The 14,273-nt window shown below is 72.3% G+C and carries 13 protein-coding genes; 9 read left to right on the forward strand and 4 right to left on the reverse strand.

The features are described 5' to 3' along the window. Positions 1-232 precede the first annotated feature (232 nt). The 6 genes from ACWTPI_RS26700 to ACWTPI_RS26725 all read left to right on the forward strand — a co-directional run bounded on the left by ACWTPI_RS26700 (position 233) and on the right by ACWTPI_RS26725 (position 7,013). Positions 233-1,069: a universal stress protein gene (locus tag ACWTPI_RS26700; RefSeq protein WP_059411730.1), complete on the forward strand. Its 837-nt coding sequence runs from the start codon at positions 233-235 to the stop codon at positions 1,067-1,069. A gap of 145 nt (positions 1,070-1,214) precedes the next feature. Next, positions 1,215-1,649: a YeeE/YedE family protein gene (locus ACWTPI_RS26705; protein WP_059411729.1), complete on the forward strand. Its 435-nt coding sequence runs from the start codon at positions 1,215-1,217 to the stop codon at positions 1,647-1,649. 13 nt (positions 1,650-1,662) lie between these two features. Then, positions 1,663-2,166 carry a DUF6691 family protein gene (locus ACWTPI_RS26710; protein ID WP_454733226.1) on the forward strand — a complete coding sequence of 168 codons (504 nt, stop codon included), beginning with the start codon at positions 1,663-1,665 and terminating at the stop codon, positions 2,164-2,166. A gap of 44 nt (positions 2,167-2,210) precedes the next feature. Next, a complete protein-coding gene (locus ACWTPI_RS26715) occupies positions 2,211-3,113 on the forward strand; it encodes a cation diffusion facilitator family transporter (RefSeq protein ID WP_454734023.1) in 903 nt (300 codons plus the stop codon). A gap of 163 nt (positions 3,114-3,276) precedes the next feature. Continuing rightward, complete coding sequence (locus ACWTPI_RS26720; protein WP_020202486.1) at positions 3,277-4,680, forward strand: MFS transporter; 1,404 nt, start codon at positions 3,277-3,279, stop codon at positions 4,678-4,680. A 521-nt stretch (positions 4,681-5,201) separates the two neighbouring features. Further along, on the forward strand, positions 5,202-7,013 hold the full coding sequence (locus ACWTPI_RS26725; RefSeq protein ID WP_454733227.1) for an OPT/YSL family transporter: 1,812 nt from the start codon (positions 5,202-5,204) through the stop codon (positions 7,011-7,013). On the opposite strand, the gene ACWTPI_RS26730 is transcribed toward ACWTPI_RS26725, so the two are convergent. Further along, positions 7,010-7,318: a high-potential iron-sulfur protein gene (locus ACWTPI_RS26730; RefSeq protein WP_059411727.1), complete on the reverse strand. Its 309-nt coding sequence runs from the start codon at positions 7,316-7,318 to the stop codon at positions 7,010-7,012. The genes ACWTPI_RS26725 and ACWTPI_RS26730 overlap by 4 nt on opposite strands. Before the next feature lie 250 nt (positions 7,319-7,568). On the opposite strand from ACWTPI_RS26730, the gene ACWTPI_RS26735 reads away from it, so the two are divergent. Both ACWTPI_RS26735 and ACWTPI_RS26740 read left to right on the forward strand, forming a co-directional pair. After that, on the forward strand, positions 7,569-8,273 hold the full coding sequence (locus ACWTPI_RS26735) for a hypothetical protein (RefSeq protein WP_454733228.1): 705 nt from the start codon (positions 7,569-7,571) through the stop codon (positions 8,271-8,273). A gap of 268 nt (positions 8,274-8,541) precedes the next feature. Beyond that, positions 8,542-8,814, forward strand: a complete 273-nt coding sequence (locus ACWTPI_RS26740; protein ID WP_155888032.1) for a hypothetical protein — start codon at positions 8,542-8,544, stop codon at positions 8,812-8,814. A 21-nt stretch (positions 8,815-8,835) separates the two neighbouring features. Here the strand turns inward: ACWTPI_RS26740 and ACWTPI_RS26745 are convergent, their stop codons facing one another. After that, entirely contained in the window at positions 8,836-10,257 is a 1,422-nt protein-coding gene (locus tag ACWTPI_RS26745) for an aldehyde dehydrogenase family protein (RefSeq protein ID WP_020202491.1), read from the reverse strand. Between the two features lie 112 nt (positions 10,258-10,369). Between ACWTPI_RS26745 and ACWTPI_RS26750 the strand changes: the two genes are divergently transcribed. Continuing rightward, positions 10,370-11,299, forward strand: a complete 930-nt coding sequence (locus ACWTPI_RS26750; protein WP_020202492.1) for a LysR family transcriptional regulator — start codon at positions 10,370-10,372, stop codon at positions 11,297-11,299. 32 nt (positions 11,300-11,331) lie between these two features. Here the strand turns inward: ACWTPI_RS26750 and scpA are convergent, their stop codons facing one another. Together scpA and ACWTPI_RS26760 are read right to left on the reverse strand one after the other, a co-directional pair. Next, positions 11,332-13,452 carry a methylmalonyl-CoA mutase gene (gene scpA, locus ACWTPI_RS26755; RefSeq protein ID WP_454733229.1) on the reverse strand — a complete coding sequence of 707 codons (2,121 nt, stop codon included), beginning with the start codon at positions 13,450-13,452 and terminating at the stop codon, positions 11,332-11,334. Next, the gene (locus ACWTPI_RS26760; protein ID WP_020202494.1) at positions 13,449-14,273 is read right to left on the reverse strand and encodes a Pnap_2097 family protein; all 825 of its coding nucleotides are present in this window, start codon (positions 14,271-14,273) and stop codon (positions 13,449-13,451) included. The genes scpA and ACWTPI_RS26760 overlap by 4 nt, the downstream gene beginning before the upstream one ends.

Here is a 14,273-nt window from a genome sequence, read left to right on the forward strand (position 1 = left end):
AATGCCTGCCCGCCCCGACGGGGCCCTGCGTGACAATGACTCGGCTCTGGCATTGCTATCGGCATGGCGGCCCCGATCCTGAAGTTATTTTTTCGGCGCTCACCGGGCGCGCGCCGGCGGGGCTGCCAAGGCACGCCCGGGCTTGGCATAATTGCGGCGCGGCCATTCGCCGCCTTTGCTGACTGTTCTTCCACCGTTTTTCCACCGTCCTCTGCCCGGAGCCCGAGACATCATGGAATTCAAGACCCTGCTGGTCGAACTTGGCCCGGACCCGGGCTGCGCCGACCGGGTCCGCCTGGCGGCGGAGCTGGCGCGGCACAGTGCCGCCCACGTCACCGGCGTGACCGCGACCGGCACGCGCCTGGAGCCGTTCCGCGGCGCCGGCGACGACGCCGGCCGCTACGCCGAGCTGGCCCGGCGCCAGTTGCTGGCCCAGGCCGCGGCGGCCAGCGCCGACTTCCACCGCGTCATGCAGGAAACCGCGCCGGAGCTGGGCTGCAACCATCGCCTGATCGAGGAAGAGCCGGGCTGGGCGCTGGCCCGGGAAGGGCGGCTGGCCGACCTGATCGTGCTGGCCCGGCTGCCGGGGCTGGAGTCGCTGCCGGTGCTGGTGGCGCAGACCCCCGAATACGTGATGCTGGAGGCGGGCCGGCCGGTGCTGCTGGTGCCGCCGGGCGTGCGCCGGCTGGACTGCGGGCACGTCGCCATCGCCTGGGACGGCGGCCGCGAGGCCGCCCGCGCGGTGGCCGACGCCATGCCGCTGCTGCGCCGGGCCGCGCGCGTGAGCGTGATCAGCGCGCCGGGCGCCGACAGCGGCGCGCCCGAGCCGCATGCCGCGCCGGCCGCGCTGTGCGAGCACCTCGCGCGCCACGGCATCGTGGCCGCCATCCATGCCGCGCCGGGCGGCCAGCGGCCCGGGCCGCTGCTGCTGGGCGCGGTGCGCGAGCTGCGGGCCGACCTGCTGGTCGCGGGCGGCTACGGACACGCGCGCCTGCGCGAGCTGGTCACGGGCGGCACCACGCGCACGCTGATGCGGCAAGCAGAGATTCCTGTGCTGATGTCGCATTGACTATCCCATCGACTACCGCATTGACTACCGCATCGACCATCCCGTCGACCGCGGCATCGACCGTCGCGTCGGCGCCGGGCGGCGCGCGGCCGGCGGCACCGGCACCATCCGCGGCACGGCGGGCCGGGAACCCCACAAGACCATCATGACAATCGACTGGACGCATTTCACGCCGCTGCCGGCACTGGCAGGCGGCCTGCTGATCGGGCTGGCCGCGGCGCTGTTCATCCTCCTCAACGGGCGCATCGCCGGCATCAGCGGCATCGTCGGCGGCCTGTTGCGCCCGGCGCGCGGGGACGTGGCCTGGCGGCTGGCCTTCGTGGCCGGGCTGGTGGCGGCGCCGTTGTGCTGGCGCCTGTTCGCGGCGCTGCCGGAGATCCGCATCGAGGCCGGCACCGGCGTGCTGGCCGTGGCCGGGCTGCTGGTCGGGCTGGGCACGCGCTACGGCTCGGGCTGCACCAGCGGGCATGGCGTGTGCGGGCTGTCGCGGCTGTCGCCGCGCTCGCTGGTGGCCACGCTGGCCTTCATGGCCACCGGCTTTGCCACGGTCTACGTGGTCCGCCATCTGGTCGGGGCTTGAGATGGCCACGCCCATGACGACTCCCGATACCGCGTCCCACGGCGCCGCGCGCGTGGCTTCCCCGCTGTCTTCCCCGCTGTCCTCCCTGTTGTCGGCGCTGCTGGCCGGGCTGGTGTTCGGCCTCGGGCTGATCCTGGCCGGCATGGCCAATCCCGCCAAGGTGCTGGGCTTTCTCGACCTCGCCGGCGCCTGGGACCCGTCCCTGGCGCTGGTGATGGGCGGCGCCATCGCGCTCGGCCTGGTGGCGTTCGCGCTGGCGCGGCGCCGCCGCGTGTCGCTGCTCGGGCTGCCGATGCGATTGCCAGGCGCGCGCGGCATCGATGCGCGCCTCGTCGGCGGCAGCCTGCTGTTCGGCGCAGGCTGGGGCCTGGCCGGCATCTGCCCGGGCCCGGCGCTGGTGCTGCTCGGCGCCGGCGCGTGGCAGGGCGCGGTGTTCGTGCTGGCCATGCTGGCGGGCATGATGCTGTTCGAATGGCTGGAGCGGCGCGGGCGGACTAGCGCCGCGCCGGCGCGATGAGCGCCGTGGGGCCCGGCGAGGGCCGCGCGAGGGCCGAGGCGCGCATGGCCGGCGAGCACGACGGCGCCGGCGCGCCGACCAAGACCGAGGAGGCGCGCCGCAGCACGCTGGTGAGCGTCGGCGTCAATCTGCTGCTGACCGGCATGCAGATGGCGGCCGGGCTGTTCGCCGGCTCGCAGGCGCTGATCGCCGACGCCGTGCACTCGCTGTCCGACCTGATCTCCGATTTCGTGGTGCTGTTCGCCAGCCACCACAGCCGCAAGGGCGCCGACGCCGACCACCAGTACGGCCACCAGCGCTTCGAGACCGCCGCCTCGCTGGGCATCGGCATCCTGCTGCTGGCGGTCGGCGTGGGCATGCTGTGGACGGCGGTGAGCAAGCTGGAGCATCCCGAGCTGATCCAGCCGGTCAAGGAGATCGCGCTGTGGGTGGCGCTGGGCGCGCTGGCGGCCAAGGAACTGCTGTTCCGCTACATGCTGGCGGTGGCCCAGCGCGTGCGCTCCGCCATGCTGGCGGCCAATGCCTGGCATGCGCGCTCGGACGCGGCGTCCTCGCTGGTGGTGGCGCTCGGCATCGGCGGCAACATGCTGGGCGTGCACATGCTCGACCCGATCGCGGCGCTGGTGGTCGGCCTGATGGTCAGCCGCATGGGCTGGAAGTTCTCGTGGGAGGCCATGCACGACCTGATGGACGGCGCCGTGGACGCGCAGACCGTGGCGGCGATCCGCGAGGCCATGCTCGGCACGCCCGGCGTGCACGGCCTGCACGGGCTGCGCACGCGCAAGATGGGCGACTTCGTCCTGGCCGACGTGCACCTGGAGATCGACGGCGCGCTCACGGTGGAGGCCGGCCACCACATCGCCCTCGAGGCGCGCCGGCGCGCGATGGAAGTGACCGACGTGCTCGACGTGATGACGCACATGGACCCGGTGCACCTGCCGCGCTGAGCCGCCCGGGGCGGGCAACGGCCGGCGCCGATGCCCGGTATCATGGCGCTTTCGCCCCGGCGCCAGCCCGGGCCGCCGCCAAGATCAACCCTCCCCGACGCCGGACGGCATCCCGCCAGTCCGCGCGCGCCAGTCCATGACAACCATGCAAAGCCAGTCTTCGATGAGATTCCTGCCCTATCTCGTCGCCGCCACCTTTTTCATGGAGTACCTCGACACCACCGTGATCGCCACGGCGCTGCCGCAGATGGCGCAGTCGTTCGGGGTCGGGCCGAACGACCTCAGCCTGGGCATGACCGCCTACATGCTGGCGCTGGCGGTGTTCATCCCGATCAGCGGCTGGATCGCGGACCGCTACGGCTCGCGCACCGTGTTCGGCGGCGCCATCGTGGTGTTCACGGTGGCCTCGGTGCTGTGCGGCGCGTCCAGCGGGCTGGCGGAGTTCACCGCGGCGCGCGTGCTGCAAGGCATCGGCGGGGCGATGATGGTGCCGGTGGGGCGCCTGATCGTGGTGCGCAACACCGACAAGCGCGACCTCATCAAAGCCATCTCCACCATCACCTGGCCGGCCATCGCCGCGCCCGTGGTGGGGCCGCCGATCGGTGGCTTCATCACCACCTATGCGTCCTGGCGCTGGATCTTCCTGCTCAACGTGCCGTTCGGCATCGCCGCGCTGGTGGCCACCTTCATGATGATCCGCAACGCGCGCGCGGCCGAGCGCAAGCCGCTCGACGTGATCGGCTTCCTGCTCGGCGGCGCCACCCTGACGCTGGTGCTGTACGGCACCGAGCTGGCCAGCCAGGACGGCGCCAGCCTGGCGCTGGCGGGCGGCTGCGTGGCGGCGGGGCTGCTGTCCGGCGTGCTGACCGTGCGCCACGCGGCGGGCCACCCGCATCCGCTGCTCGACTTCACCACGCTGCGCGTGCCGACCTTCTCCGTCACGGTCATTACCGGGTCGTTCACGCGCGTGGGCATCGGCGCGGTGCCGTACCTGATGCCGCTGCTGTTCCAGGTCGGCTTCGGCCTGTCTGCGTTCCGCGCGGGGCTGCTGCTGCTGGCCAGCGCGGTCGGCAACCTCGGCATGAAGGCGCTCACCACGCCCGTGCTGCACCGCTACGGCTTCCGCTCCACGGCGATCGTCAACACCGCGCTCGCCGGCGTGTTCATCGTGGCCTGCGGGCTGCTCACCTCGGACATGCCGCTGGCGCTGGTGCTGTTCGTGGTGTTCGTGTACGGCGTGACGCGCTCGATGCAGTTCTCCACGCTCGCCTCGCTGGCCTATGCCGACATTCCGCCGGCGCAGATGAGCGGCGCCAACACGCTGTGGAACGCCGCCCAGCAGATGACCATCGGCCTGGGCATCGCGTTCGGCTCGCTGTCGCTGCGCGTGGCCGCGGCGCTGCGCGGCGAGTCGGCCCAGCCGGGCGGATTGCCGCATTTCACGCTGGGCGATTTCCGCTGGGCCTTCCTGTTCGCCGGGGTGCTGACGCTGGTCTCGCTGATCGGCTACGTCCGCATGGCGCCGGACGCGGGGCGGCACCTGGCGGCGCAGCGCAAGACCGCCTGAGCGGGGCGCCCACGGCAGGTCCTGGCCGACCGGCGGGATCGCCGGCGCCATCGCCAGCAGGGCGTCGGCCTGGCGCCGGACCCGCGCGGCAATGGCGCGCGCCATGTCGCGTTCCGCGCCGGCGTGGATACGGAAACAAAGACTGCGCCTCGGGCTTGGCGCCAGTCATTTCGATCACCGGCCGCGGGCGCATGACAGACCGGGTATACATATCTTGACCAGGCAAATGATAATCATTATTATTTATTGTCTCAGGTTTGTGACACGATCTGAGTCAGCAAATGGGTTTCCGGACACCGACGTGTCCGGATTTTTTTCGCCATGCGGATACCGCGTGGCGGCCGCGCCGCATTCCCTTCCCGCCATCCTTTCCTTCTTTCCGCCAGCCCGCCCATCCCCGCCGCGCGGCGTTGCGGTAGCATCGCTTCCAGCATCTCCCGCGTGACGGCGCCCACCGTGTTGCCGCCGTTGCCGTTCCACCCCCGCAGATCCGACCGACGCCAAGGCGCATGGGAAAGCCAATGACGGAAGCCACCGTTCCACCGCCCGGCGATGCCGTGCCCGCCGGCCGCCGCTGGGAGTGGCTGCCGGCGCAGGGCAGTTGGGGCTACTACGCGCTGCTCGGCGCGGTCGGGGTGCTGGTGCTGGGGCCGCTGGGCGGGGTCGCGGCGGCCTACATGAATTTCTCGCTCGGCTTCTTCGTGGGCGGGCAGGTGCTGGCCGGCATCCTGGGCTCGACCATCACCTACGGCTACGGCGCGCAGGGGCGCCACGGCGCCAACTACATCCAGACCATTGCCGCCTCGGTGGCCGGCATGAGCGCGATGGCGGTGGTGATCCAGGCGATGACGTGGATGGGCCTGCCGGAGCCGCCGCTGTGGCAGCTGATGCTGTACATGCTGTGCGTGGGCATGTTCGGCGTGGGCGTGGGCATGCTGTACACGCCGGTGCTGGTGGACCGCCTGCAACTGACGTTTCCGTCCGGGCTGGCGGTGGCCAACATCCTGCGCGCGCTGACCGATCCGGTGCTGCTGCGGCTTTCGGTTGCGCGGCTGGCCGGCGGCGCCGCGCTGGGCGTGGCCTGCGGCGTCGGCGCGGCGCGCGTGGCGCTGCTGGCGGCGGTGGACCTGTCGGCCTCGACCTTCGGCGCGGGCATGATCGTGGGCGCGCGCATCGGGCTGGCGGCGCTGGCGGCCGGGCTCGCGAGCCAGGCGCTGGTGCCGTATTTCATCTCGATCGGCTGGCTGGCGCCGGGCGACCCGTTCCGCAAGATCACGTTCCTGATCGCGCTGGGCATGATCATGGGCGCGGCGCTGGTCGACATGTCGCTGCTGCTGCGGCGCGCCTGGCGGCAGGGCCGGGCGGTCCGCGAGGCGCGCGCATCCCAGCCGCGCGCGCCGGGCGGCGCGTCGTGGCGGCTGCTGGCATGGGTGGTGTTCTGGGGCGCGGCCATCGTCGCGGTGGGATCTGGCCTGCTGGGCCAGCCGCCGGGCTACCTGCTGCTGGCCGTGGTGCTGGTGTTCCTGTTCGCGATGGTCAACGGCATCTCGGTCGGCATGGTGGACCAGAACCCGATTTCCTCGGCCTTCGTGCTGTCGGTGATCCTGATGGCGGCGCTCGGCCTGAAGGATCCGCAGGTGGGGCTGATCGCCGCGACGGTGCTGCTGGTGTCCACCGGCCAGGCCTGCGACATGCAGCAGGACCGCTCCACCGGCTGGCGCCTGGGCACGGACCGCACCGTGCAGTTCCGCTTCCAGGTGGCCGGCATCGCCGCCGGCGCGGTGCTGGCGGTGCTGTTCGCGCGCCTGTTCATGCGCGCTTATCCCGAACTGGCGCTGGACCAGACCATGCTGGCCGCCGACGCGCAGCCGCACCGCTGGGCCTCGGCCATGACCTACAAGATCGTCGGCGCGCTGCGCGGGCTGGCGCAGGACCTGCCGCACCAGCGCACCGCGGTGGCGCTGGGGATCGGCCTCGGCCTGGCCACCGCGCTGCTGCGCCTGCTGGTCAGGTCGCGCGCGGGCTACCAGCGTCTCGTCGCGGCCGGCGGCAAGGGCCGTGTGCTCGATTTCCTGGTCGATACGGTGCTGCTGCCTTCGCCTTATGCGTCTTCGTTCGGCGGCTTCGTCAACCTGCCGACCTCGGCCTGGTTTGCCGCCGGCGGCGTGGTGGCCAGCGTGGTCGACGCGCTGCCGGGCCGGCGCGCGGCGGCGGACCCGCTGCCCGCCGACATGAGCACCACCTCGCTGGTGGGCGGCGGGCTGATCGCCGGCGATGCGCTGGCCGCGGTGGGGCTGGGCATCGCCGGCCTGCTGTTCACGGCGATGGGCTAGCCCTGTTCCCAGGCGCTGCACCAGCCCGCCGCCGCGACCTGCTTGTCGCCGAACAGCACGCAACTGCCGGTGGCCGGGCTGCTGCCTTCCTGGAACAGCTGGCAATTGGCGCAGGTCTGGCTGGCCGCGTGCTTCGGGTACTTGGCCTGGTCGACCTTGCGGGTGTCCGCCTTGTAGCCGAGGCCGACGGCCTGCGGGTCCTGCTCGTCGAGCAGGGCCGCCGCGGCGGGCGCGGCGGCGGTGGCCGCCAGGCCCGCGGCCAGGGCGATCGGCACGGTCTTCAGGAACTCACGGCGGGAGGGCATGCTGCTTCCTTTTTCTGGCTGGAGGAATCGGGATCGCGGGTGGGTGATGCCGGCGGCCGCCGGCGGGAATTGTGTTTCATGGGGAGGGCGGCGCGGCCCGCGTGCAGGATTGTGGCACAGCGCCCCGCGCGGTGGCTCGGCGCGCCGTATCTGTGGCAAACTCGCCGCTGCCTTCCGAATGCCACATCGTCGTCATCTTCTCCGTCTTCCGCCTCTTCCGCGTCTTCTCCCTTCCTTTCCTATCCACGCCATGACCGCTTCCACCAACACCGACACCCTGCGCCAGGCCCTGCAGGAGCCGCTGCCGCTGCAACTCTCGCCGCTGATGGGCGCCGGCTTCCTGGACGGCGCCGAGGCCGGCCGCTTCGCCATCTACACCGAACCGCCGCAGGCGCCGGGCCGCGAGGAAGTGCTGGCCGGGCTGCGCGCGCAACTGGCCGCGCAGGGCGGCGCGCAGGCCAGCGGCGAGGCGCTCGACAGCGACGACTGGGAGCCGGGCCAGGCCTTCGAGATGGACATGGACAGCGACGAAATCTGCGGGCAGGTGCTGTTCTACCGCCTGATCCTTGCGCGCGACCTCGATCCCGTGGGCTATTGCGCGTTCGAGATCAATGCCGACGAAACCGGCGTGATCTTCGTCACGCTGGTGGAATCGTGGATCCGCGCGTCCTACGTCGCGCTGGGCGTGCAGCGCGGCTTCGTGCGGCAGATGGCCGGCGCGGTCTACGCGGTGCTGGCCGAACTCGACGCGCGCCTGCAGGCCGCGGGCGAGCACGATGCCGCGTTCGAGGTGCTGCTGGGGCTGGATGAGGAAACGGAGGACAACGGCGCCTTGCTGCACGCGCTGCGGGACACGCTGCGCGGCTGGACCGGCGCGGACGCCGCCGGCGACGCCGGGCGCGAGCCGCTGGGCATCGTGGCGGTCAACGTCTCGGTGATCGGCGCGGGCGCGTGATGGCGCGGCGGCGCGGCGGCATCCGCGAGCAGGGAACGCATCTTGCTTGACTTCCGCAGGCCGTCGCGGCAATGATTTCCCCGGCTTTGGGGATGGACAGACGCGGCGTGGCGCAGGGATTCCGCTCCCGGCGCCGCCAATATGCAATACGCAATATGCAATACGCAACGCCGCAAGACGTGACGCGCACGCCATCGACGGACACACGTCGAGGCAACGCAGGAGAATCGTTTTTTTCGCAGCACCGGGGTGCGGGGAGTGCTTTGCAATGCGAAAAGACGAGATTCTTCTGCGAATGCGCCAGGGGGCCACGCTGACCCTGGCGGTCAATCCCTGGGGCGGGCGGATTCCCGCGGCGATACTGAAGCACCCGCCGTCGCTCGAGCACGACGTGCACATCGCCTGGTGGCAGATCCAGCGCCTGCTCGATGCGCAATTGCTGGCATTCGACGGTGCCACGCTTGAAAAATCCACATCCCTGCGGCTGACCCGGCTGGGGCTGCGGCAGGCCGGCGCCGAGGGCGCGCGCGACCCCGCTTGAGGCGCGCGCGCCGCCGCCCGCTCAGGCCACGCCCAGCAGCGACTTGGGCTCCATGAACGCTTCCAGCCCGAAGGTGCCGTACTCGCGGCCGATGCCGGACTGCTTGAAGCCGCCGAACGGCGCGGCCGGCTCGTGCGCCAGTGTGTTGACCAGCACGCGGCCGGCCTCGATGCGCTGCGCCACCGCGCGGGCGCGCGCCGCGTCCGTGGACAGCACGTAGCCCTGCAGGCCGTAGCTGGTGTCGTTGGCGATGGCGATGCCTTCCTCGGTGTCGCCGTAAGGCAGGATCGCCAGCACCGGGCCGAAGATCTCCTCGCGCGCGATGGTCATGTCGTTGCGCACGCCGCTGAACACGGTCGGGCGCACGAACCAGCCGTCGCGCGTGCCCTGCGGGCGGCCTTCGCCGCCGGCCAGCAGCCGCGCGCCTTCGCCGATGCCGATGCGGATGTAGCGCTGCACGCGCTCCCATTGCTTCTGGCTGACCATCGGGCCGATGGCGGTCTCGGGGTCGCGCGGGTCGCCGCTGCGGATGCGCGCCACCTCCGCCACCACGGCCGCCTCGAATTCGGCCAGGCGCTGCCGCGGCACCAGGATGCGCGTGCCGGCGATGCAGGCTTGGCCGCTGTTCATGAAGCCGGCCTGCAGCGCCAGCGGCACCGCCTGCGCGAAGTCGGCGTCGTCGAGCACCAGCACCGGCGACTTGCCGCCCAGCTCCAGCGTGACGCGCTTGAGCGTGTCGGCGCCGGCGCGCAGGATGGCCTTGCCGACCGCGGTGGAGCCCGTGAACGACACCTTAGCCACGTCCGGGTGCGCGCTGATCTCGGCGCCGACCACCTCGCCGCGGCCGGTCACGATGTTGAACACGCCGGGCGGCAGGCCCGCCTCGTGCAGCGCCTCGGTGACGATGCGGGTCTGCACGGCGCTCATCTCGCTGGGCTTGATGACGGCGGTGCAGCCGGCCGCCACGGCCGCCGCGAGCTTGCCGCAGATGAAGCTGCCGTTGCTGTTCCACGGTGTGATCAGCCCGGCCACGCCGAGCGGCGTCATGATGACGTCCGCCGTGCCCATGCGGCGCGTGAAGGCGTAGTCCTCCAGCACGCGGGCCGCCTCCAGCAGCACGCTGGCGGCATGCTGCGCCATCCAGCGCCCGCGCGACACCGGCGCGCCGTACTCCGCGACGATGGCCTCGAACAGCTCGTCCTCGCGCGCCTGCACCGCGGCGTGCATGCGCCGCAGCCACTCGATGCGCTCGGCCTTGCTGGTGCGCGAGAAGGCGGGAAACGCGCGGCTGGCCGCGGCGATGGCGCGCCGCGCGTCGTGCGCGTCGGCCAGCCGGACCTGGCCGCTGGGCGCGGCGGTGGCGGGGTTGTACAGGTCGAACCATTCCTCGCCGTGCGGGGTGACAAAGGCGCCGTCGATGTAGATCTGTTCGATGCGATGCATGGGAACTCCGGGAATGCGCAGGATGCGTAGGAACATGGGGCAGAAGATAAGCCCGCGGCATTGGCCGGTCTAGCCATATAATTCCGCACGAACTATTGAGTAATTTAGGACAATGCAGACTTCCGGACTCGGCGAGCTCGAAGGCGTGGCCGCGGTGGCGCGCCTGCGCAGCTTCCGCGCGGCGGCCACCGAGCTGGGCGTCTCCACCTCGGCGCTCAGCCATGCCATCGCCGCGCTGGAGGCGCGCATCGGCGTGCGGCTGTTCCACCGCACCACGCGCAGCGTGTCGCTGACCGAGGCCGGCGCGCAGTTCGTGGCCGGCATCGCGCCCGCGCTGTCGGCCATCCGCGGCGCGATGGAGCAGGCCGGCAGCCACCGCGACACGCCCTCCGGCACGCTGCGCATCAATACCTCGTCGGGCGCCGCGCGGCAGGCGATGCCGCTGTTCCTGGCGTTCCTGCGGCGCTATCCCGAGATGCGGCTGGATATCGTCACCGAAGGGCGCCTGATCGACATCGTGGTGGCCGGCTTCGACGCCGGCATCCGGCTGGCCGAAAGCGTGCCGCTGGACATGGTGGCGGTGCCGCTGGGGCGGCCGCAGCGCTTCGCCGTGGTCGGCAGCCCGGCGTACTTCGCCGCCAACCCGCCGCCGCGCGCGCCGGCCGACCTGCTCGCGCACCGCTGCATCCGCACGCGCCTGCCGAGCGGCACGCTCTACCGCTGGGAATTCTCGCGCCACGGCGAAGCGCTCAGCGTGGACGTGCAGGGCGAGCTCACGCTGGACGATCCTTACCTGATGCTCGACGCGGCGCGCGACGGCATGGGCCTGACCTATCTCACCGAGTGGAGCGTGGAGGCGGACCTCGCCGCCGGCACGCTGGTGCGCGTGCTGGAAGACTGGACGCCGCCGTTCGACGGGCTCAGCCTGTACTACCCGGGCCGCCGCCACGTGCCGGCGGGGCTGCGCGCGCTGATCGAGATGATCCGCGAGGACGCGCAGCCGGCGCCGCGGCGGCCGGGCAAGGCGCGCGGCAAGCGCTGAAGGCGGCGCGCCCGGTCAGCCGGACCGCAGGTTCAGAGGCTTTCGTGCAGCACGCGCGGCGGCGCCGCGTGTTTCGTGTCCGCCGCTGGCGCCGCAGTCTCCGCCACCGCGTCGGCGAACCGCACGGCGATCGCCTCCATCGGCGTGCCCGGCCCGAACAGGCCGCGCACGCCCAGCCCGAGCAGCAGGCGCGCGTCGGCGTCCGGCACGATGCCGCCGGCAAAGACCGGCGTGCCCGGTTGCCGCTGCGCCAGCGCCCGCAGGAAGCGCGGCAGCAGCGCGAGGTGCGCGCCGGCCAGCGTGGAGATGCCGATCGCGTCGTAGCCGCCGCGCGCGGCCTCGGCGGCCACGTCCTCGGGCTGCTGGAACAGCGGGCCGAGCGTGACGGCGAAGCCGGCGTCGGACAGCGCCGCGGCCACCGCCTTGGCGCCGCGGTCGTGCCCGTCCAGCCCGAGCTTGGCGATCAGCACGCGCGGCGCGCGGCCCAGCCCGGCGGCCAGCGCGCGCACGCGGGCGCAAGCCTGTTCCCAGGCGGTGTCGGTGTCGCCCGCGTTGCCACGCGCGCTGCCGTATTCGCCGGCGGCGAACACCGGGCTGGCCTGATGGCGCGGCCAGACCTGCTCCAGCGCGGCGGTGCATTCGCCCACGGTGGCGCGGCAGCGCATGGCCTCGATGGCGAGCGCGAGCAGGTTGCCGCCGCCGTCGCGCGCCGCCGCCGTCAGCGCGGCCAGCGCGCGTTGCAGCGCCGCCGGGTCGCGCGCCTGCTTCAGCGCGGCCAGGCGCTGCGCCTGCGCGGCCTGCACCGCGCGCCCGTCCACCATGAAGCAGGCCGGCTCCTCGTCCGGCCCGCGGAACTGGTTGACGCCGATGATGGCCTGCTCGCCCGAGTCGATGCGGGCCTGCGTGCGCGCGGCGCCGCGCGCGATCATGGCATGCACCCAGCCCGATTCGAGCGCGGCGAGCACGCCGCCGCGCGCCGCGATCTCGGCCATCAGCGCGCGCACGCGGCGCGCCACGTCGTCGGTCAGCGACTCCATCATGTAGGAGCCGGCCCACGGGTCGGCCACTTCGCACAGGCCCATCTCGCGCTGCAGGATGAGTTGGGTGTCGCGCGCCAGGCGCGCGGCGTCGGCGCCGGGCAGCGCCAGCGCTTCGTCGTAGGCGTTGGTGTGCAGCGACTGGGTGCCGCCGAACACCGCCGCCATCGCCTCCACCGTGGTGCGCACCACGTTGTTGAGCGGCTGGCGCGCGGTCAGCGACCAGCCCGAGGTCTGGCAGTGCGTGCGCAGCGCGCCGGCGCGCGCGCTGGTGCCGCCGGCGGCCTGGATGATCTCCCACCACAGCAGGCGCGCGGCGCGCAGCTTGGCGATCTCCAGGTAGAAATCCTTGCCCACGCCGAAGAAGAAGCTCAGCGTGCCGCAGAATTCGTCCACGCCGATGCCGCGCGCGCGGATGGCCTCGACGTAGGCCTGGCCGTTGGCCAATGCCAGCGCCAGTTCCAGCACCGGGTCGGCGCCGGCTTCCTGGAAATGGTAGCCGGAGATCGACATGCCGTTGAAGCGCGGCACGTGCCGCGCCAGCCACGCCACCACGTCGCCGACGATGCGCATGGACGGCGCCGGCGCGAAGATCCACGCATTGCGGACCATGTACTCCTTGAGGATGTCGTTCTGGATGGTGCCGCTCAACTGGGCCAGCGGCACGCCGCTTTCCTCGCCGGCCACCAGGAACGCGGCCAGCACCGGCAGCACCGCGCCGCTCATGGTCATCGACACCGAGACGCGCTCCAGCGGGATGCCCGCGAACAGGCGCTTCATGTCCTCGACCGAATCGACCGCCACGCCGGCCATGCCCACGTCCGCCTGCGCCAGCGGGTGGTCCGAGTCGTAGCCGCGGTGGGTGGGCAGGTCGAATGCCACCGACAGGCCCTGCGCGCCCTGCGCCAGCGCGGTGCGGTAGGCGAGGTTGGACGCGGTGGCGTCGGCGAAGCCGGCGTACTGGCGGATGGTCCACGGCTTGCCCGCGTACATGGTGCGGTGCACGCCGCGCACGAACGGGGCCTCGCCGGGCAGGGTGCCCAGATGGGCGATGCCGTCGAGGTCGGCGGCGGTATAGACGGCGCGCCGGGGCACGCCGTGGTGGCCGTTGCTCATCGCGTTCTCCAGTGCTTGCGCGTGACCACGTCGGCGATCTTCTCGCCGTCGCTGGCGCGGCGGATCTCGCACCAGTGCGCCAGCCCGCCGGGGCCGCTGTGCACGGCGCTGAACGATAATTCCAGCGCGTCGCCCAGGTTGACGTTGCCGTGGAAGAACAGGTCGCGCTGCGACACCGCGGGCGGTTCCTCGAAGCGCTGCCACTGCCACTCGGCGCGGTCGACGATGGCCTGGAAGCTGGCGAAGTAGAGCAGGTCGGCGCCGTTGAAGTCGGTGTACGGGCAGGGCAGGTATTCGGCGGTGTGGCGCGCGGGCGCCAGCGTCTGCGCCAGCCCGAGGTGCGCGCCCCAGTCGCCCGCGCGGAAGCGCTTGGCCAGCGCCGCCATCTCGGCGGCGGCGGGCAGCGGCGCCTCGGGCGCGGGGCCGAAGGCCGCGCGCACCACCGAGCGGTTGTCGCGCTCGCGCTCGCGGCGGATGAAGGTGGACATCATCGTCACCTCGGCGCGGCGCGCCTCGCCCGCCATCACGCGGTGCGTGCTGTGGTGGCGCGCGCCGGTCACGCGCTGGAGCTCGCTGTCGATGGCGAATGCCGCGTGCTCGCCCATCGTCTCCAGCGCGGCCTCGCGCACGCGGATCGCCAGGAAGGCGGCGTAGGACTTGTGCCCCCCGGCGTCGCGGAACTCCGGCACGGCCTGCCCGGCCAGCGCGGCAAGGCCCTGCCAGTGCAGGTCGCCGCAGGTCTTGAGCAGCCAGTTCTCCGACAGCCCCGTGTACGACAACTGCGGCATGCCCGCCACGTAGTCGGTGCGAGCGCGGTGCAT

The organism is Cupriavidus ulmosensis, assembly GCF_977008105.1.